The 17,655-nt window shown below is 55.5% G+C and carries 17 protein-coding genes; 14 read left to right on the plus strand and 3 right to left on the minus strand.

Annotation, left to right across the window (positions count from 1 at the left end):
• Positions 1 to 2: 2 nt before the first annotated feature.
• The 14 genes from accD to ACH2EM_RS02470 all read left to right on the plus strand — a co-directional run bounded on the left by accD (position 3) and on the right by ACH2EM_RS02470 (position 13,540).
• On the plus strand, positions 3 to 887 hold the full coding sequence (gene accD / locus ACH2EM_RS02405) for an acetyl-CoA carboxylase, carboxyltransferase subunit beta (RefSeq protein WP_395150467.1): 885 nt from the start codon (positions 3 to 5) through the stop codon (positions 885 to 887).
• Positions 880 to 1,701, plus strand: coding sequence for an acetyl-CoA carboxylase carboxyltransferase subunit alpha (locus tag ACH2EM_RS02410; RefSeq protein ID WP_395150468.1), 822 nt, complete (start codon positions 880 to 882; stop codon positions 1,699 to 1,701). Before accD ends, ACH2EM_RS02410 begins: the two co-directional genes overlap by 8 nt.
• On the plus strand, positions 1,698 to 2,642 hold the full coding sequence (locus ACH2EM_RS02415) for a beta-ketoacyl-ACP synthase III (protein WP_395150469.1): 945 nt from the start codon (positions 1,698 to 1,700) through the stop codon (positions 2,640 to 2,642). Before ACH2EM_RS02410 ends, ACH2EM_RS02415 begins: the two co-directional genes overlap by 4 nt.
• 48 nt (positions 2,643 to 2,690) lie before the next feature.
• Positions 2,691 to 3,632, plus strand: a complete 942-nt coding sequence (locus ACH2EM_RS02420; RefSeq protein WP_395150470.1) for a nitronate monooxygenase — start codon at positions 2,691 to 2,693, stop codon at positions 3,630 to 3,632.
• A gap of 4 nt (positions 3,633 to 3,636) precedes the next feature.
• Complete coding sequence (locus ACH2EM_RS02425; RefSeq protein WP_395150471.1) at positions 3,637 to 4,713, plus strand: NAD(P)H-dependent flavin oxidoreductase; 1,077 nt, start codon at positions 3,637 to 3,639, stop codon at positions 4,711 to 4,713.
• Positions 4,710 to 5,654, plus strand: a complete 945-nt coding sequence (fabD, locus tag ACH2EM_RS02430; protein ID WP_395150472.1) for an ACP S-malonyltransferase — start codon at positions 4,710 to 4,712, stop codon at positions 5,652 to 5,654. The genes ACH2EM_RS02425 and fabD overlap by 4 nt, the downstream gene beginning before the upstream one ends.
• The gene (fabG, locus tag ACH2EM_RS02435; RefSeq protein WP_395150473.1) at positions 5,655 to 6,395 is read left to right on the plus strand and encodes a 3-oxoacyl-[acyl-carrier-protein] reductase; all 741 of its coding nucleotides are present in this window, start codon (positions 5,655 to 5,657) and stop codon (positions 6,393 to 6,395) included.
• Positions 6,396 to 6,419: 24 nt separating this feature from the next.
• On the plus strand, positions 6,420 to 7,661 hold the full coding sequence (gene fabF, locus ACH2EM_RS02440) for a beta-ketoacyl-ACP synthase II (protein WP_395150474.1): 1,242 nt from the start codon (positions 6,420 to 6,422) through the stop codon (positions 7,659 to 7,661).
• 5 nt (positions 7,662 to 7,666) lie between these two features.
• A complete protein-coding gene (gene fabZ / locus ACH2EM_RS02445) occupies positions 7,667 to 8,092 on the plus strand; it encodes a 3-hydroxyacyl-ACP dehydratase FabZ (RefSeq protein ID WP_395150475.1) in 426 nt (141 codons plus the stop codon).
• A 102-nt stretch (positions 8,093 to 8,194) separates the two neighbouring features.
• Positions 8,195 to 8,674 (plus strand): MarR family winged helix-turn-helix transcriptional regulator, encoded by a 480-nt coding sequence (locus ACH2EM_RS02450; RefSeq protein ID WP_395150476.1) that lies wholly within the window; start codon positions 8,195 to 8,197, stop codon positions 8,672 to 8,674.
• Between the two features lie 134 nt (positions 8,675 to 8,808).
• Positions 8,809 to 10,353, plus strand: coding sequence for a PucR family transcriptional regulator (locus tag ACH2EM_RS02455; RefSeq protein WP_395150477.1), 1,545 nt, complete (start codon positions 8,809 to 8,811; stop codon positions 10,351 to 10,353).
• Between the two features lie 179 nt (positions 10,354 to 10,532).
• Entirely contained in the window at positions 10,533 to 11,027 is a 495-nt protein-coding gene (locus ACH2EM_RS02460; protein WP_395150479.1) for an HD domain-containing protein, read from the plus strand.
• Between the two features lie 500 nt (positions 11,028 to 11,527).
• Positions 11,528 to 11,746 carry a hypothetical protein gene (locus tag ACH2EM_RS02465; protein WP_395150481.1) on the plus strand — a complete coding sequence of 73 codons (219 nt, stop codon included), beginning with the start codon at positions 11,528 to 11,530 and terminating at the stop codon, positions 11,744 to 11,746.
• A gap of 291 nt (positions 11,747 to 12,037) precedes the next feature.
• Entirely contained in the window at positions 12,038 to 13,540 is a 1,503-nt protein-coding gene (locus ACH2EM_RS02470; protein ID WP_395150482.1) for an IMP dehydrogenase, read from the plus strand.
• Between the two features lie 96 nt (positions 13,541 to 13,636).
• On the opposite strand, the gene ACH2EM_RS02475 is transcribed toward ACH2EM_RS02470, so the two are convergent.
• The 3 genes from ACH2EM_RS02475 to serC are packed head-to-tail and all read right to left on the minus strand — an operon-like array spanning position 13,637 to position 17,232.
• Positions 13,637 to 14,962, minus strand: coding sequence for a DUF1015 domain-containing protein (locus tag ACH2EM_RS02475; RefSeq protein WP_395150484.1), 1,326 nt, complete (start codon positions 14,960 to 14,962; stop codon positions 13,637 to 13,639).
• 31 nt (positions 14,963 to 14,993) lie between these two features.
• Positions 14,994 to 16,136, minus strand: coding sequence for a 3-phosphoglycerate dehydrogenase (locus ACH2EM_RS02480; RefSeq protein WP_395150486.1), 1,143 nt, complete (start codon positions 16,134 to 16,136; stop codon positions 14,994 to 14,996).
• Positions 16,137 to 16,149: 13 nt separating this feature from the next.
• Positions 16,150 to 17,232, minus strand: a complete 1,083-nt coding sequence (serC, locus tag ACH2EM_RS02485; RefSeq protein WP_395150487.1) for a 3-phosphoserine/phosphohydroxythreonine transaminase — start codon at positions 17,230 to 17,232, stop codon at positions 16,150 to 16,152.
• Between the last annotated feature and the right edge of the window lie 423 nt (positions 17,233 to 17,655).

Consider the following 17,655-nt stretch of genomic DNA (forward strand, 5'->3'; position numbering starts at 1 on the left):
AAATGCTCAACAATCGTTTTGCTTCTCGCCGCCATCGGCTTTTGCAGCTGAAGGTCATGCGTGAAGGCCGCCAGCAAAGCCCCCAGCGGGTGGATGCCCCGGCCCTGTTTGACCAGTGCCCACAGTGTGGCAAGCCCGCCAGCAAAAAGCAGTGGTCCGAGCACCTCCTGGTTTGCCCTCACTGCGGCCACCACCGGCCGGTAAGCGCCTATCATCGGCTCTCCATGATTCTGGACGATGGCACATTCCAGGAACTGAATGCCGGGTTGCAGGGGCAGGACCCGCTGGAATTTGAGGGCTACACCAATAAACTGGAGCAGCTGCGCCGCCGCACCGGCCTGAACGAAGCCGTTGTGACGGCCAAGGGCAAAATTGGCGCCTGGCCGGCTATTGTGGCTGTAATGGACAGTTCCTTTTTAATGGGCAGCATGGGTGTTGCAGTGGGTGAAAAAATTGCCCAAGCTGCCAATACCGCCCGTAAAAACAAATTGCCCCTCGTCATCTTTTGTGCGTCCGGAGGAGCCCGTATGCAGGAAGGCATCCTTTCGCTGATGCAGATGGCTAAAACCGCCAGTGCCATTACCCGCTTTCAGCAGGCAGGCGGTTTGTACATTGCCTGCTTGACCCATCCCACCACCGGAGGGGTAACAGCCAGTTTTGCTTCGCTGGGAGACATCACCCTGGCCGAGCCCAACGCACTGATTGGTTTTGCAGGCCCCCGTGTGATTGAACAGACCATCGGCCAGACCCTGCCGCAAGGATTTCAGAGGGCGGAATATCTGGAAGAACACGGATTTGTGGATGCAGTTGTTCCCCGCAGCGAGCTGAAATTCACCTTAATGAAACTGCTTCATCTGCATAGCAAAGGAGGAATGCGCCGTGGCTGAACTGACCCCTGCCGAAAAGGTTGCTCTGGCCCGTCAAACCGGGCGGCCGGGCACCCTGGATTACATTCAGGCTCTCTTTACCGACTTTTTTGAGCAAAAGGGCGATCGCCTGTGTGGCGATGACCCCAGCATTCTGGGTGGAATTGCCCTGTTTCATGGCCGTGCGGTTACCGTTATTGGCCACCGCAAAGGCCGGAATTTGGCGGAAAACACCCGGTGCAATTTTGGTATGCCCACCCCAGAGGGCTACCGCAAAGCCCAGCGGTTGATGCAGCAGGCTGAGAAATTCGGTCGGCCTATCATCACTTTTGTGGATACGCCCGGTGCCTACCCCGGGCTGGAAGCGGAAGCCCGGGGCCAAGGCGAAGCCATTGCCCGGAGCCTTGCCGTAATGAGTCAGCTTTCGGTGCCTCTTATTGCCGTAATCACCGGCGAAGGGGGCAGCGGCGGTGCATTGGCCCTTGCCATGGGAAACACCGTACTTATGCTGGAACACGCAGTGTACTCGGTGCTTTCACCCGAAGGCTTTGCCAGCATCCTGTGGAAGGACCCCTCCCGCAGCAAGGAAGCCTGCTCGGTGATGAAACTCACTGCGCAGGATTTGCTGGAGCTGGGTGTTATTGACGGCATTATTCCGGAGCCTGCTCAGGGTGCCGCAAGCAATCCCCAGGCAGTATTCACTGCTGTGGATGAGGCATTGCAGAAGGCACTGAGCAACACAGGACTTTGGACCGATGCGGGGGCACGCCGACGCAAAAAATTTGAAAGCATGGGCAGCCGCTTTCTGACTCAAAATCCAAAGGAGTTTGCATGAAGGGATTAAAAATCATTGGAATGGGCCGGGCTCTGCCCAGCAGCTGTGTGACCAACGAGGATTTTGCCCAGCGGATGGACACCAGCGATGAGTGGATTGCTACCCGAACCGGAATTCGGCAGCGGTATTTCTGCCAGCCGGAAGAAAGCTGCGGCACCCTAGCTGCTCAGGCGGCCCGCCATGCACTGGAGGCCGCCGGCCTGACCATCGACCAGATGGGTCTTATCGTTGCTGCCACTTTCACTGCGGATTATCGCACTCCCTCGGTGGCCTGCCAGGTGCACGAAGCCCTGGGGGCAACAAGGGCAATGCCTTGCTTTGATTTAAACGCCGCTTGCAGCGGCTTTGTATATGGGCTGGAAACTGCCCGCAGCCTGCTTGCCGGCGGCAATGCAGGTGAATATGCGCTGGTGATTGGGGCAGAGTGCCTTTCCCGTGTGGTGGATATGGAGGACCGCTCCACCTGTGTGCTGTTTGGGGATGGGGCCGGTGCGGCTGTGGTACAGCTTGCCCAGCTGCCCTATGCCTGTGTATGGGGTGCTCAGGGGCAAACCGAGCCCCTGCACGCAGCCAGCCTGCTGCCGGAGCGCACCCCCTATTTACAGATGGAGGGCAAGGCAATCTTCCGGTTTGCGGTGGACATTCTGCCCAAATGCCTGGAACAGCTCAGCCAGGCCAGCGGCATTCCTCTGGAGCAGATGGACCAGGTGGTGTGCCATCAGGCCAACAGCCGGATTATCGACCATGTGGCCAAAAAGCTGGGTGCGCCCCAGCATCAGTTTTACAAAAATATGCACCGCTACGGCAACACCTCTGCCGCCAGCATTCCCCTGGCTCTCAGTGAGTTGTGGGCGCAAGGCCGCCTTGCCCCCGGCACTACCGCAGCCTGTGTGGGCTTTGGCGCCGGGCTTACCTGGGGTGCCTGCCTGCTTACCTTTTGATTGCGTCTCAAAAACAGGCGCACGCTAAAACAAGGAGAGATTCATTTTATGCAACTGAACCAACTGCTGGGAACCGAGTTCCCTTTTATTCAGGGCGGCATGGCCAACATTGCCACCGGCACCTTTGCAGCCGCTGTTTCTAACGCTGGTGCACTGGGTTTGATTGGTGCAGGCGGAATGAACGCCGCCATGCTGCGGGAGCAGATTCGGCTCTGCCGCAGCCTTACCGATAAGCCTTTTGGCGTGAACATCATGCTCATGAACCCGGAAGCCGCCGAGATGGCCAAAATCGTCATTGAGGAAAAGGTTCCTGTGGTTACCACCGGCGCCGGCAACCCCGGTGCTTATGTGCCCGCCTGGAAGGAAGCAGGCATTAAGGTGTTCCCTGTGGTGCCCGCTGTGGTACTGGCCCGCCGCATGGCTGGCCTGGGGGTGGACGGTATTATTGCTGAGGGCACCGAGTCCGGCGGCCATGTGGGTGAGATGACCACCATGGCATTGGTACCCCAGGTGGTGGATGCCATGAAGGAATTTGGCAACCTGCCTGTTATTGCAGCCGGCGGCATTGCCGATGGCCGCCAGCTGCTGGCCGCTCGTGCACTGGGTGCCTGCGGCGTCCAGCTGGGGACCTGCCTGCTGGTAAGCGAGGAGTGCCCCATTCACGAAAACTACAAGCAAGCCGTTGTAAAGGCCAAGGACAGCGATACTGTGGTTACCGGCCGCATCGCTGGCGTGCCGGTGCGTATTCTCAAAAACAAGATGGCCCGTGCCTATGTGGCAAAGGAAAAGGAAGGGGCCGACAAGATGGAGCTGGAGCACTACACCCTGGGCTCGCTGCGCCGTGCTGTTTTTGATGGCGACACCGACACCGGCAGCCTTATGGCTGGTCAGGTAGCCGGTATGTGCAACGAAATCCGTCCCCTTCGCACCATCTTTGAAGAACTTGCGGCAGGCTGCAACCAGCGGCTGCATCAATTAGAAGAGGAGTAAGCCAATGAAAAGCATCACCATTCGTGGACGCACGCTTTCGGTACCCATTCTGCAGGGCGGTATGGGTATTGGCGTATCTTTGGGAGGCCTGGCCGGGGCAGTTGCTGCCTGCGGCGGTATGGGCACCATCAGCACAGCGGTGACCGGCTTCAACGAACCTGACTTTTACCAAAATCCCTTTGAAGCCAACCTGCGGGCACTGGAACGGGAAATCCGCAAAGCCAAGGAACTGGCTGGCGGTGCGGGTATGGTAGCCATCAACGCCATGGTTGCCACCACCCAATATGCCGACAGCATCCGAACCGCCATTCGGGCCGGTGTGGATGCTGTGGTGTGCGGTGCCGGTCTGGCTGTGGATCTGCCCGCCATAGCGGACGGTGCAGATGTTGCGCTGGCTCCCATTGTTTCCAGCCCTCGTGCAGCAGCTACCCTTTGCAAACTTTGGCGCAAACGGTTTGACCGTCTGCCGGATTTTATGGTGGTAGAGGGCGCACAGGCAGGCGGACATCTGGGTTTTTCCCGCCAGGAAGTGGAGGAGCAAACCGCCCCCAGTCTGGAACAGCTTGTGCCCGCCATCCGAACGGAACTGGAAGGATTTGAGCAAAAAGCCGGCAGAGCCATTCCCCTGTTTGCCGCAGGCGGCGTATACAGTGGGGCGAATGCTGCCCGGCTGGAGCAGCTGGGAGCAGCCGGTGTTCAGCTTGCCACCCGTTTTATTGCCACCCACGAATGTGATGCTTCTCAGGCTTATAAAGACATCCTGCTGGCTGCAAAGCCAGAGGATGTTCGCATTGTGCACAGCCCTGTTGGTATGCCGGGCCGGGCACTGTATTCGCCCCTGATTCAGCGGCTGGAGCAAGGCCAGCAGCAAAAGCCCCGCCGCTGCTTCAACTGTCTGGTTCCCTGCCCCAAGCAGGATACCTTGTATTGCATTGCCCATGCACTGATTCAAGCGGTGCGGGGCAACTGGCAGGAGGGACTGTTCTTTTGCGGTTCCAATGCTGGCCAGGTAAAAAAACAGGTATCCGTAAAGGAACTGATGGATGAACTTGTGACCGAATGGAGGAACGCAACCCCATGAAGCTTGCCATTTTATTTGCCGGCCAGGGTGCACAGCACGCTGGCATGGGCAAGGATTTATACGAAACCCAGCCCCTGTTCCGCCAAACCATGGACCAGGCTGCCCAGCAGGTGGATTTTGACCTGAAGCAGCTTTGCTTTGAAGGGCCGGAGGAACAGCTGGCTCAAACCCGTTACACCCAGCCCTGCATGGTGGCCTTTGCGGTATCCTTGTGGGCAGTGCTCAAGGAACAGGGCGTTCAGCCTGCCGCTGCGGCCGGCCTGAGCTTGGGTGAATACTCTGCCCTGGCCTGTGCCGGTGTATTTGAACCCGCCCAGGCTGTGGCGCTGGCCGCCTTCCGTGGCCAGGCCATGGAGCAGGCAGTTACCGGCCGCAGCTGCGGTATGGCCGCTATCCTGGGTTTGGAACGGCAGGCCCTGCAAGAGGCCTGCCGCCAGGCTGCCCAGCAAACCGGCCTTTTGGTGGAAATCGCCAACTACAACTGCCCCGGCCAGATAGCCATTGCAGGTGACCAGGCCGCCGTGGATGCAGCCTGTGTGCTGGCCAAGGAAGCCGGTGCCAAGCGGTGCCTGCCCCTTAAGGTATCCGGCCCCTTCCACACCTCCCTCATGGCTCCTGCCGGGAATGCGCTGCGCCAGCGGTTTGAACAAACCAGCTTTGGCACCATGGAACTGCCGGTCTATTTCAACTGCCTGGGCGGCCCTTCGGATGGCAGCCGTACCATTCCCCAGCTGTTGGAACAGCAGGTGCAGTCCAGCGTTTATATGGAAGATATTCTGCGCCGGATGGAAGCAGACGGCATTGATACAATTTTGGAGGTTGGCCCGGGCAAAACCCTGGCTGGCCTGGTAAAAAAGACCGCCAAGAGCATTCAGGTACGCTCGGTGGAAACGGCCCAGGAGCTGCAGGATGCTCTGGCCTGGCTGAAAGGAGAAGCTTAAATGGAATCCAACTACAACGCACTGGTCACCGGCGGCAGCCGGGGCATTGGCCGGTCCATCTGCCTGGCTTTGGCGGCACAGGGCATCAATGTGGCGGTAAATTATGCAGGCAGCCAGCAGGCCGCACAGGCCGTGGTGGAGGAATGCAAGGCACTGGGGGTACAGGCTATTGCTCTGCAAGGGGATGTATCCTGTGCGGACCAGGCCCAGAAGCTGGTGGATGAAACCATCCAGGCTTTTGGCAAACTGGATATTCTGGTAAACAACGCCGGCATCACCCGGGACAATCTCCTGATGCGCATGAGCGAAGAGGATTTGGACGCCGTGCTGAACACCAACCTGAAAGGCGCATTCCACTGCATGAAAGCCGCCTGCCGGCCCATGATGAAGCAGCGGTTTGGCCGTATTGTGAATGTTTCCAGCGTGGTGGGTGTGCGCGGCAATGCGGGCCAGGCCAACTATGCCGCCAGCAAGGCAGGTTTGATTGGCATGAGCAAGAGCATCGCCAAAGAGCTGGCCACCCGTGGAGTAACGGTAAACTGTGTAGCCCCCGGCTTTATTCAAACCGATATGACCGATGTATTGGGTGAAGCTGTCACTCAAAAAATTCTGGCAGACATCCCCATGAATCACCTGGGCCAGCCGGAAGATGTGGCTGCCGCTGTCGCTTTTTTGTGCAGCCCCCAGGCCCGCTACATCACCGGACAGGTGCTGTGCGTGGACGGCGGCATGGCTGTGTAACGCCCTGACAGGAGGAAAAAGACCATGGAAAAACAACGCGTTGTAATTACCGGCATGGGGGCTATTACCCCTCTGGGGCTGAACCTGGCCGAAACCTGGGCTGCTGTACAGGCAAACCAGTGCGGCATTGGCCCCATTACTTTGTACGATACCTCTGCCCAGAAGGTTACGCTGGCAGGCGAGGTAAAAAACTTTGACCCCGAGCAGCTGCTGGATAAGCGGGAAGCCCGCAAGATGGACCGGTTTGTTCAGTTTGCACTGGCCAGCGCCATTGAGGCTATGGAAAACAGCGGCCTGAACCTGGAAGACAAGGACACCAGCCGTTGCGGCGTGGTGTTTGCCAGCGGCATTGGCGGCTTTACCACCATCCAGAACGAGTGCCTCAAGGGCGAAGCAAAAGGCTACGACCGGGTAAGCCCCTACTTTATCCCCATGGCCATTGCCAACATGGCAGCCGGCAACATTGCCATTCGGTTTGGTCTGCATGGTATGTGCACCTGCCCTGTTACCGCCTGTGCATCCGGCACCAACGCTGTAGGCGATGCCTTCCGGCAGATTCGGGACGGATACGCAGACATGATGCTGGCGGGCGGCAGTGAGTCCACCATCACCTCCCTTGCCATGGGCGGCTTTACCTCCCTGCACGCTCTGCATACCGGCAGTGACCCCTTGCGGGCTTCCATTCCCTTTGATGCCGAGCGTTCCGGCTTTGTAATGGGCGAAGGTGCTGCCTGCCTGGTGCTGGAGTCCTACGAGCATGCCAAGGCCCGGGGTGCAAACATTCTGGCCGAAATCGTGGGCTACGGCTGCACCTGTGATGCGCACCACATCACTGCACCTCTGGCAGATGGCTCCGGTGCTGCCGGTGCCATGACCATGGCACTGAAGGATGCAGGCGTCAGCCCCGAGCAGGTGGACTACATCAACGCTCATGGTACCTCCACCCCCATGAACGATGCAGGCGAAACCGCTGCCGTTAAGCTGGCCTTTGGCGAGCACGCCCATTCGCTGGCCATTAGTTCCACCAAGTCCATGACCGGCCATCTGCTGGGTGCTTCCGGTGCTGTGGAGGCTGTGTTCACCGCCATGGCCTTGAAGGATGGTTTTATCCCCGCTACGCTGGGCTATCAGGTGGCAGACCCCGCCTGTGATCTGGATGTGGTACCCTGCCAGGGCCGTTCCGCAAACCTGCGGTATGCCATGTCCAACTCGCTGGGCTTTGGCGGCCACAACGCCAGCATTCTGCTGAAAAAATGGGAGGAGTAACGCAAATGACTTTGAATTCCAACGAAATTATGGAAATTCTGCCCCACCGCTTTCCCTTTCAGCTGGTGGACCGGATTACCGAATGTGTACCCGGCCAGATGGCCCAGGGCCGCAAATGTGTTACCGTAAACGAGCAGTTCTTTTGCGGTCACTTCCCCCAAAAGCATGTAATGCCCGGTGTGCTGATTATCGAAGCCCTGGCCCAGGTGGGCGCCGTGGCTTTGCTGACCGAGCCGGAAAACAAGGGCAAAATCGTGTTTTTTGGCGGCATTAAAAGCGCACGCTTTAAGCGTCAGGTGGTGCCTGGTGATGTGCTGGAATTGCACTGCGAACTCACCGACCGCCGGGGCCCCATGGGCTTTGGCAAGGCCGTAGCCAAGGTGGATGGGCAGATTGCCGCCATTGCCGAGCTTACCTTTGCCATTGGTTGATTTACCGTTGATTCCTTGGTATAATATACGGAAAACTGCCTGTTTTTTGCGCACTGCATCCAAATGGGTATCGTTGACCTCATTCGCAAAGGAGCTAAATCAATGCTGGACCAGGCATTTGCAGATGTTTATTCAAAATTCAAGCTGCACTTTTACCAAAAAGTGTTTGCCCGCTTTCAGGACCGGGAGGCCAGTCTAACCACGGTGGAAACCTTTTGCATGGAAATCATTCAGGCACTGGGCAAGCCCACTGTTAATGAATTTGCCAGTTTTGTGCAGATTTCCCCTCCCAACGCTGCTTACAAGGTAAACAGCCTGATTAAAAAAGGCTACCTGAAAAAAATTCGTTCCAGCAGCGACCGCCGGGAATACCACCTGGTCATTACACAAAAGTACGAGGATTATTATAACATCAGCTACAACTATCTGTCCACCGTAATGGATCGCATCAAGGAGCGGTTTTCCCCTGCCGAGGTGCAGCGGATGGAGGAGATGCTCAACATTATCTCCCAGGAGCTGATGCCGGAAATTCCCCTTCGTTCGCCCAATGCCAACCACTTTGCCATCAAGCAAAAAGGTTGACATTTGCCGCAAAAGCCTTTATTGCACTGCCTGTGTAGTGCGGTAAGGGCTTTTATGCGTGTTACTTCCCACTTTTCCAGGAGCTGTTTTTTTACAGGCACGCTCCATCATTTTTGCTTTTGGAGGCAATCTCTATGAGTGTTACAGTAAAGCGAGCATTGGAACTGCCCAGCCTGCGTCAAGCTGTTGTGCTTGCCGGTCAGTCCTGTCTGGACCGCCCCATCACTGGGGTAACAGTATTTGAACCCGCCTGCCCTAGCCCGGAACCCGGTGCCTTTGAAGGCGGCGAACTGGTACTTACCTGTTTTTCCACCATGGTACAGAACCCTCAGTCCCAGTGCGATGCGCTGCGCAGCCTTTCGGCCGCTGGCCAGTCTGCTCTTGTTCTGTTTTATGTAGGCATAGTAATGCCGGAAGTTCCTCAAGAGCTGGTACAGCTGGCTCAGGAACTGGAGTTTCCTCTGCTGGTCATGCCTGCCCAGCAGGCACTCCGGTACAGCGAAGTAATCAGCGATGTGATGGAGGCTATCCTGCTGGACCAAACCGACGACAGCCACCTGCTGGGGGATGTGGTGGAGCACATGACCCTGCTTCCCGCTCACCAGCAAACGGTGGACACGGTACTCCAGCTGGTAAGCGACCGGCTGCGTGCCACCGTGCTGCTGTTGGACGGCGAGGGCCAGGTGCTGGGTGCCGCTGCATGGCCCCGGGGCATCCAAACCGATGTGGCAGATTTGCTGCTCCAGGCCCGGCAGGGCGACGCAGATCAATGCTGCCGCATGAATATCTCGGTGGCAGATAAAGCACCCATGGAACTTTACCTGCTCAAAGGCGGCCGTCCTTTAAGCAGCGAAGCCCAGCAGCAGGTGCAAAATATCCTGTGCATGGCCGTGGACCGATGGAGCTTTAAGCACGCCGAACTGGCCATTGAGGAGCTGTTGCGGGCTATTTTAAAGGATGAACCCATCAAAATGCGCCGGATGGCTGCCCTGTTCCGGCTGGATGTTGCCTCTATTCACTGTATGTGGATTTTAAGCCCGGTACAGCCCCGCCATCGTGACAGCTTTCTGCAAAAGGCCCCTGCTCTGGCCACCCAGCTGCTGGAGCCCTGCTGCCAGGCCATGGTCACCGGCAGCTACCAGGATTTTGTGGTTGTGATGGCCGATAACGGCATTTTTGGGCCCAGCGGCCAGGCTCTTGCTCAGGAGCTTCAAAATCAACTGGCACAGCAGGGTTTGCCCTGTGTGATTACCTGCTGCCAGGGATTGGAAAGCACCAACCAGGTGCGGCAGGCCTTTTTGCGTTGTGCCGAGGGGCTGCCCAGCGCCCACTCCATCTGGCCGCAGAGCACTTTTTACACCCAGGGCGAAATTGATTTTGCCCTTTACTGCAAAAACCATCTGGCACAGGACGAAGCCTGTGTGGCAGACTGCCGTGCCGCTTTGGCTCCTCTGCAAGCTCCCGGCGACGACCTGCCTTTAGTGGAAACGCTGGCCGTGTATCTGCTGGATGCCCAGCAAAGTATCTCCCGTTGTGCCCAGCTTCTGTTTTTGCACAAAAACACCGTAAAATACCGCTACCAGCAAATCAGCCACCGGCTGGGTTATGACCCTGACCGCCTGCCCGAAATGAGTGCACTCTACCGGGCGGTGGCATTGTACCGGCTGCTGCGCAATTAAGCAAAGCCATTTGGGGCAAATTCGGCCACTTTTCTCCGTTACTGTTTGTAAAAAGCAGCTTTGTTTTTACAATTTATTCGCTGTTTTTTCACAGATTTGGCTTACTATAAAACCAAAACCAGCTTACTGCTGCGCCTATCTTTCTCCCAGCGGTATTTCGTTTTAAAAGGAGGCACACTGTGGATACTTTGGCACTGGATCTTTTGCTAACCCACGGCAGAGAACTGCTCTCTTCCCCTTTGCTGCTGCAAGAAAAACAGTTCATCCAACATGGCAGCATCAACTGCTATGACCACTCGGTGGCCGTGGCTTGGGTTAGCATTCAACTGGCCCTGCGCACCAAGGCGAAGGTGGATTTTTCCAGCCTGGTACGAGGTGCTTTGCTGCATGATTATTTTTTGTATGACTGGCACGAAAAAGATGCCTCCCACCGCTGGCATGGCCTTTTTCATCCCGCCCGTGCTGTGCAGAATGCCCAGCGGGATTTTGGCCTGAACGCCATCGAAATGGATATCATTGCAAAGCATATGTTCCCACTTACCTTGCAGCCACCCCGCTGCAAGGAAGCGGTTCTTGTAACCTGTGCCGATAAAATTTGTGCCTGCGCCGAGATATTTTCTTGCTGCCTGTATCGCCTGCCAGAAACTGTTCTGGCTGCGCCTGGGGTTCTTTGAGCCTACGGGGTGCACCCTTCCGATACTTTTGTGCCACCCAGGCAAACCAAAATAAATAAGCAAGCAAATAACGCCTGGCGCATTAAATGCGCCAGGCGTTATTTGCAGGATTGTTTCTTGAGATATCTTCATAAAGAAAGCCCGCTTCGCAAAGCGAAAGGAGGAGGAGGGCATTGAATATCTCTCACACATGAAAAAGAAAGTGTAACCTTCTTGCAATTAAATTGTAACTAATTTGAAATCTTTTGTCAAGGGGGTTCCGTAAAGTTTTCTCATGATTTTTATCCCTGTTGTGCCCCCTTTCGTTGCCCCGTCTGCTGTGCCATGGTATAATAACATCATCCACAAAAGTTCCTCTGCGCCAACTCAAGGAGGATGAAGCGTTGAATTCTTATCTGATTATTTTTGTGATTGTTATGGCTATTTATCTGTGCCAGCGTCAGGTGACTTACGGATTTTTAACCAGACATCTGCACAGCAAACAAAGGAGGGCTCCTATCATGCGTACATTGGCCGCTAAATTTGTGGGCAAAGAATGTTACATCTACACCCTATCCAACTATTCTTACTGCCGGGGCACAATTTTGGAAGTGGGCGAAACCGGCCTTCTTGTATCCGACCGCAACAACACCACTTCTTTAATCAATCTGGATTTAATTGTACGCATCAGCGAGGTACCGGCCAAAAGGTCAAAAGCCAAAAAATCCGACCCTGTTTGATGGAAACTGCATCCCATTAAGAAGTGTGTTCTTTTTTGATACACGCTTCTTTTTTTGTGGTTTTTTTGCAATATAAGTACTACTTTGTCGTCTTTTTGGGCGTTCTGCTTGATTTGCACACACATGGACCCCAAAAGTTTGGCGGCACCGTATTTTGTATTTTTGCGCAGAATGTGTTACACTTTTAAAAACCCCTTTTTATTCTTGCTGTGCCTTTGCCGCACCGCAAGGGTACAGCGTTTATGGGGCGATTTTGTGTAAGAATGTGTAAACAAAAAGGAGACACGCATTATGGCATATTATTTTGAGCAGCCCTCCCGCACTTTTGGCGAGTACCTGCTGGTACCCGGCTATTCTTCCTCCGCTTGTGTGCCGGACGCTGTAAGTCTGAAAACCCCTTTGGTGAAATACCGTAAAGGCCAGGAAGACTGCCCCCTTGCCATGAATATCCCCATGGTAAGCGCCATCATGCAGTCGGTATCCGGCGAACGGCTGGCCATTGCCTTGGCCAAGCAGGGCGGCGTTTCCTTTATTTATGGTTCTCAGTCCATTGAGGACGAGGCCGCCATGGTTGCCCGGGTAAAGGGCTACAAAAAAGGCTTTGTTACCAGCGATTCCAACCTGAAACCCACCGCAACTCTGGCGGATGTGCTGGCCCTGAAAGAAAAAACCGGCCATTCTACCGTAGCCATCACCGAAGACGGCACTCCCCATGGCAAACTGCTGGGCATTGTAGCCAGCCGTGATTACCGGGTAAGCCGCATGGAGATGAGCGAGCCTGTGGCCAACTTTATGACTCCGCTGGAAAAGCTGGTTATCGCTCCCGAAACCACCAGCCTGAAGGAAGCCAACGATATTATCTGGGACAACAAGATCAATTCCCTGCCCCTGGTGGACAGCGAAGGACACCTGAAATACATGGTGTTCCGCAAGGACTACGACAGCCACAAGGAAAACATGAACGAGCTGTTGGACGCCAACAAGAGCTATGTGGTGGGCGCCGGCATTAACACCCGTGACTATGCCGAGCGTGTTCCCGCTCTCATCGAAGCCGGTGTGGATGTGCTGTGCATCGACTCCTCCGAAGGCTTTTCCGAGTGGCAGAGCCGCACCATTGCATGGATTCGTGAGCGCTATGGCGATTCTGTAAAGGTGGGCGCAGGCAATGTGGTGGACCGTGAGGGCTTCCGCTTTTTGGCCGAGGCAGGCGCCGACTTCATCAAGGTTGGCATCGGCGGCGGTTCCATCTGCATCACCCGTGAGACCAAGGGTATTGGCCGTGGTCAGGCTACCGCTGTTATCGAGGTTGCTGCTGCCCGTGATGAATACTACCGTGAAACCGGCATCTATATCCCCATCTGCTCTGACGGTGGTATCGTGCACGACTACCACATCACCCTGGCCCTGGCCATGGGTGCCGACTTTGTAATGCTGGGCCGTTACTTTGCCCGCTTTGACGAGAGCCCCACAAACAAGCTGCGCATCAACGGCAGCTATGTGAAGGAGTACTGGGGCGAAGGCTCCAACCGTGCCCGCAACTGGCAGCGGTATGACCTGGGCGGTTCCAGCAAGCTGAGCTTTGAGGAAGGCGTAGACAGTTATGTTCCCTACGCTGGCAGCCTGGCCGATGGCGTGGGTACCACCCTGTATAAGGTGCGCAGCACCATGTGCAACTGCGGTGCACTCACCATTCCTGAATTGCAGGAGAAGGCCCGCCTGACGGTTGTTTCCTCCACCAGCATTGTGGAAGGCGGCAGCCATGATGTTATCCTCAAAAACAACCCCAACAACTAATTAACAAAAGGCAGGCGGCCTTTGGCTGCCTGTCTTTTTATACCCAACAAAAAATCACCCGGTCTGCCCTGTTACGGCCTGCCGGGTGATTTTTATTTACAGTTTATGGTGGGGCTGCGGCTGAATGCGCCTTGCTTCCAGGTAATAGCGTTTATCCTGTGCACGGCCCATGGAAAAAGTCTTGCGAGGCAGCACGCCGTCCTTTATGACTCCCTCAAAAATCTGCCGTTTTTCCAAATCAGGCAGGATAAAGCCCACGCAGTCCGGCTCGGCGGCCAGGCTGCACAGCGTATCTTCACCATGGATGTAGTCCAGCCGCAGCTTGGGCTGCTGTGCCAGATAGTCATCCAAAAAGGCTTGAATGGCACCAATGGGCAGTGCCCAGGGGCTTTGTTTCAGCTGCATCCAGCACCGTTGCTGGCCAGCCACCAAGGGAATGGTCCAGCCATCCGGCTGGGTAGGCTGTTCCCAAAACTCCACCTGTGCTCCATGCTTTTTAAAGAAAGCCTGGGCCTGCTGCTGTACCTGCTGTAAGCTGGCACCAAACAGCAACCGATGGATGGGTTCTATCTCCAGGCTTTGCTGGTTCAGGTTTACCAGTTCCGCCAACACCCAGCGAGCCGGGTGCTGCTGCCGCTCTTCTGGGGTAAGCTCTTTGCGAATTTCCTCCCAGCTGGCCTTTGCTGCTGCCATGGAGTGGTTTCCGTCTCCGGTGGCAAACAAAACCGGCGACATATCCTCCGAAATGCCATAGCGGCTGGCAAATCGTTCCGGCTGGGCCAGTTGAACCAAGGCCTGCTGCACCTGCTGAGTCAAAGGCCCTTCCGGTACAAACCAGCCTGTAACCCTGCCTCCCCCAGCCAGCAAGGGCACATCGTACACCTGCTGCAATTGGGTTGTCATCTCCACCAAAGGCTGAATGACGGTGTCTTCCGGGTCATCCACCAGCAAAAGAATATGGGGCAGCTCCAAGCTGGCTTTTTTGCGCACCGCCAGCCGCTGGGGAATCCGCTCCTCCACGGTTTTTTCGGTGGGGCGGATGGCGCCTTCGGCACCTTCCCGATAGTCGTAGGCTTCCAGATCAAAGGCCATTACCAAACCGGTACGGGGCTGGTTCATGCCTTCCATCTGCCGCTGTACCAGCATCATGCCTGGCGGTGTGGGCAGCAGAAGGCCCTGCCGCTGATAGGCTTCCATCGTATCCCAAACCGCTTGCATCCGCTGGTGCGCATCCGGCTCTTCCAGCCAGACTTCTGGCAGAATCAACCGCAGTGTACTGGGGTTTTGACCCACCTGCTCCTCCAGCTGATTCCAGTACTCCGGCTGGGATGTATATTGATCGCAGGCCACCACTGCCCAGCGGGTTAAATCGATCCCCTGGCGGGGCAGCAGCATGGGAACTGCTTTGGTGTAATGTTCCATTGTGCTTTTCTCCCTGTTCGTTCGCTTTCCATCAATCCAGCAGCCGCACCCTGGTTACGCCGGGCAGGGCTTGTAGCCTGGCCAGCTGTTCCTGGGTGGGGCGCTGTCTCAAATCTGCCACAAGGCAGCTGTATGTTCCGTTGCAGGCACTTGCCTGCCGGTCCACAGCCAACCCCTCCAGCAGCTGCTGGGGGTTTACAGCAAGGCCCAGTACGCACAGGCGGGGGCGCTGGGTGCGGGGGCCCAGAGTGCAGGCGGGGTAGTTTACGCTATTGCGCAGCGTTCCCTCCTCCAGATATGCTTTGAGCTGGTCCACGGCCATGATGGCGCAGTTATCCTCCGACTCCTGGGTGGATGCCCCCAGGTGAGGCAGCACCAGGGTGCGGGGCATCCGGGCAGAAACAGGATTGGGGAAATCCGTCACATATCCCCCCAGCTTGCCCTGCTGCAACGCCTGTTCCAGGGCCAGTTCGTCCACCAGCTTATCACGGGAGAAGTTTAGCAGCACTGCGTTGGGTTTCATGGTATCCAGCACAGCCTGGTTAATCATGCCGGCATTATCGGCCAGCAAGGGCAGATGGAGGGTAATGTAATCACAGCAGGCATACAGCTCCTCAGGGCTTTCCAGCAGCCGCATCCGCTCATCCAGGCCGGGCACAGTGCCATCTCCCATAGGCAGTGTATAGCCCCAAACCTCCATGCCCAGAGCCAGGGCTGCATTGGCAACTTTTACACCAATGTTGCCCAGGCCCACCACACCCATTCGCTTGCCCTGAATTTCGGTACCTGCAAACTGTTTTTTTGCTTTTTCGGTGTTTTTTGCCAGTTCGGGGTCCTGGCTGTTCTGCCGGGTCCAGGCAATGCCGCCCACCACATCACGGGCGCTTAACAGCAGAGCAGCCAGTACCAGCTCTTTTACGCCATTGGCGTTTGCGCCGGGGGTATTGAACACCACAATGCCCTGCTGAGCACACTCGTCCAGAGGGATGTTGTTTACGCCCGCACCAGCTCGGCCAATGGCCAGCAGCTGGGGCGGAAACTTTTGTCCGTGCAAATCTGCACTGCGCACCAAAGCCAGGTTTGCCTGCTCTAAATCGGCAGTCATTTGATAGTCAGCTCCAAAGCCTTGCAGACCCACCTGTGCAATGGGGTTCAAACAGGTTACATACGGCATACAAATTCCCTCCTCAACGGTTGTTCTGTTCAAATTCTTTCATAAAGTCCACCAGCGCCTGTACGCCTTCCACCGGCATGGCGTTGTAGATGGAAGCACGCATACCGCCCACGGTGCGATGGCCTTTCAGGTTTACCAGGCCACGGGCAGCGGCTTCCTTTACAAACTGGGCATCCAGCTGGGGATTGCCGGTTACAAAGGGCACATTCATGAGCGAACGGTCCTTGGCATCCACGGTTCCCCGAAACAGGCTGCTCTCATCCAGGAAGTCATACAGCAGCTTTGCTTTGTGCTGGTTGCGCTGCCCCATAGCCTCCAAACCGCCCAGCTGGTTAATCCAGCGGAAGACCTGACCGCACACATAGATGTTGTAGCAGGGAGGGGTGTTGTACAGAGAGTTATTGTCTGCATGGATTTTGTACTGCAGCATGGTGGGAACAAACTCGGGCACCTGCTCAGGAATCAAATCCTCCCGTACAATCACAACCACCAGGCCAGCGGGGCCGATGTTTTTTTGTGCCCCTGCAAACAGCAGACCATAGCGGCTTATATCCATGGGTTCCGACAAAAAGCAGGAGGACACATCCGACACCAAAGTTTTGCCCTTGGTGTTGGGCAGGGTATGGAACTTGGTGCCGTAGATGGTGTTGTTTTCACAGATATACACATAATCTGCATCCGGCGAAATGGGCAGGTCGGTGCAGTCCGGCAGGTAGGCAAATCCTCTGTCCTCGCTGGATGCAATCTTGTTGGCTTTACCGTACTTCTGGGCCTCCTGCCAGGCCTTTTTGGCCCACTGGCCGGTAACGATAAAGTCCGCAACGCCGTTCTTCATCAGGTTCATGGGAACCATGGCAAACTGCTGGGAAGCACCACCCTGCAAAAACAGCACTTTATAGTTGGCAGGCAGATTGAGCAGCTTTGCCAGCTCCTCCTGTGCCTGGTTCAGAATCTCCTCAAAGACGGAGGATCGGTGACTCATCTCCATCACGCTCATGCCGCAACCCTTGTAGTCCAGCATTTCTGCCCTACACTGCTCCAGTACCTCCTGAGGCAGCATCGCCGGGCCAGCCGAAAAGTTGTATACTCGGTTCACTCTAATCCACTCCTTCTTTGATGTTTCGCAAATCCGCTTTTTGCTTCTCTGCTTTAATTGAATAATACATTAACATATTTAATCAGTGAACACAAGAGCCGTTTTAACCAAGTTTTTCTTTGTTTTTATCGCTTTTAGGGTAAAAACATAAAATTTTTTATTTTTTGTGTTTATCTTAAAAACAGTTTTGCATTTTAGTACACTTGTTCTTGAATAAGATACACTCAAAAGAATCTTTGGCCATTCACTTTTTCTTTCTTGTTTGCTGCTCACCGTGCTGTAATGAATCAAAATAAGATGGGTCTGGTTATGCAAAAGAAGGACGCCGCAAAGATTGTTTTGGATGAAATGAAAGCAGACGGTAAGTATAAAAAGGTTACTCTTTGCTATATCCGGGGCAACCTCATGGCAAAAAATAAATCG

The organism is uncultured Allofournierella sp., from assembly GCA_944382705.1.
GTDB lineage: Bacteria > Bacillota > Clostridia > Oscillospirales > Ruminococcaceae > Allofournierella.

What these genes read in the sequence shown, in the direction of transcription:
- ACH2EM_RS02450 (WP_395150476.1), top strand. Translation starts at nt 8,195, where the DNA reads ATGCTGGACCAGGCATTTGCAGATGTTTATTCAAAATTCAAGCTGCAC.
- fabG (WP_395150473.1), top strand. Translation starts at nt 5,655, where the DNA reads ATGGAATCCAACTACAACGCACTGGTCACCGGCGGCAGCCGGGGCATT.
- fabF (WP_395150474.1), top strand. Translation starts at nt 6,420, where the DNA reads ATGGAAAAACAACGCGTTGTAATTACCGGCATGGGGGCTATTACCCCT.
- accD (WP_395150467.1), top strand. Translation starts at nt 3, where the DNA reads ATGCTCAACAATCGTTTTGCTTCTCGCCGCCATCGGCTTTTGCAGCTG.
- ACH2EM_RS02465 (WP_395150481.1), top strand. Translation starts at nt 11,528, where the DNA reads ATGCGTACATTGGCCGCTAAATTTGTGGGCAAAGAATGTTACATCTAC.
- ACH2EM_RS02425 (WP_395150471.1), top strand. Translation starts at nt 3,637, where the DNA reads ATGAAAAGCATCACCATTCGTGGACGCACGCTTTCGGTACCCATTCTG.
- fabD (WP_395150472.1), top strand. Translation starts at nt 4,710, where the DNA reads ATGAAGCTTGCCATTTTATTTGCCGGCCAGGGTGCACAGCACGCTGGC.
- ACH2EM_RS02480 (WP_395150486.1), bottom strand. Translation starts at nt 16,136, where the DNA reads ATGCCGTATGTAACCTGTTTGAACCCCATTGCACAGGTGGGTCTGCAA.
- ACH2EM_RS02475 (WP_395150484.1), bottom strand. Translation starts at nt 14,962, where the DNA reads ATGGAACATTACACCAAAGCAGTTCCCATGCTGCTGCCCCGCCAGGGG.
- ACH2EM_RS02470 (WP_395150482.1), top strand. Translation starts at nt 12,038, where the DNA reads ATGGCATATTATTTTGAGCAGCCCTCCCGCACTTTTGGCGAGTACCTG.
- ACH2EM_RS02455 (WP_395150477.1), top strand. Translation starts at nt 8,809, where the DNA reads ATGAGTGTTACAGTAAAGCGAGCATTGGAACTGCCCAGCCTGCGTCAA.
- ACH2EM_RS02415 (WP_395150469.1), top strand. Translation starts at nt 1,698, where the DNA reads ATGAAGGGATTAAAAATCATTGGAATGGGCCGGGCTCTGCCCAGCAGC.
- fabZ (WP_395150475.1), top strand. Translation starts at nt 7,667, where the DNA reads ATGACTTTGAATTCCAACGAAATTATGGAAATTCTGCCCCACCGCTTT.
- ACH2EM_RS02420 (WP_395150470.1), top strand. Translation starts at nt 2,691, where the DNA reads ATGCAACTGAACCAACTGCTGGGAACCGAGTTCCCTTTTATTCAGGGC.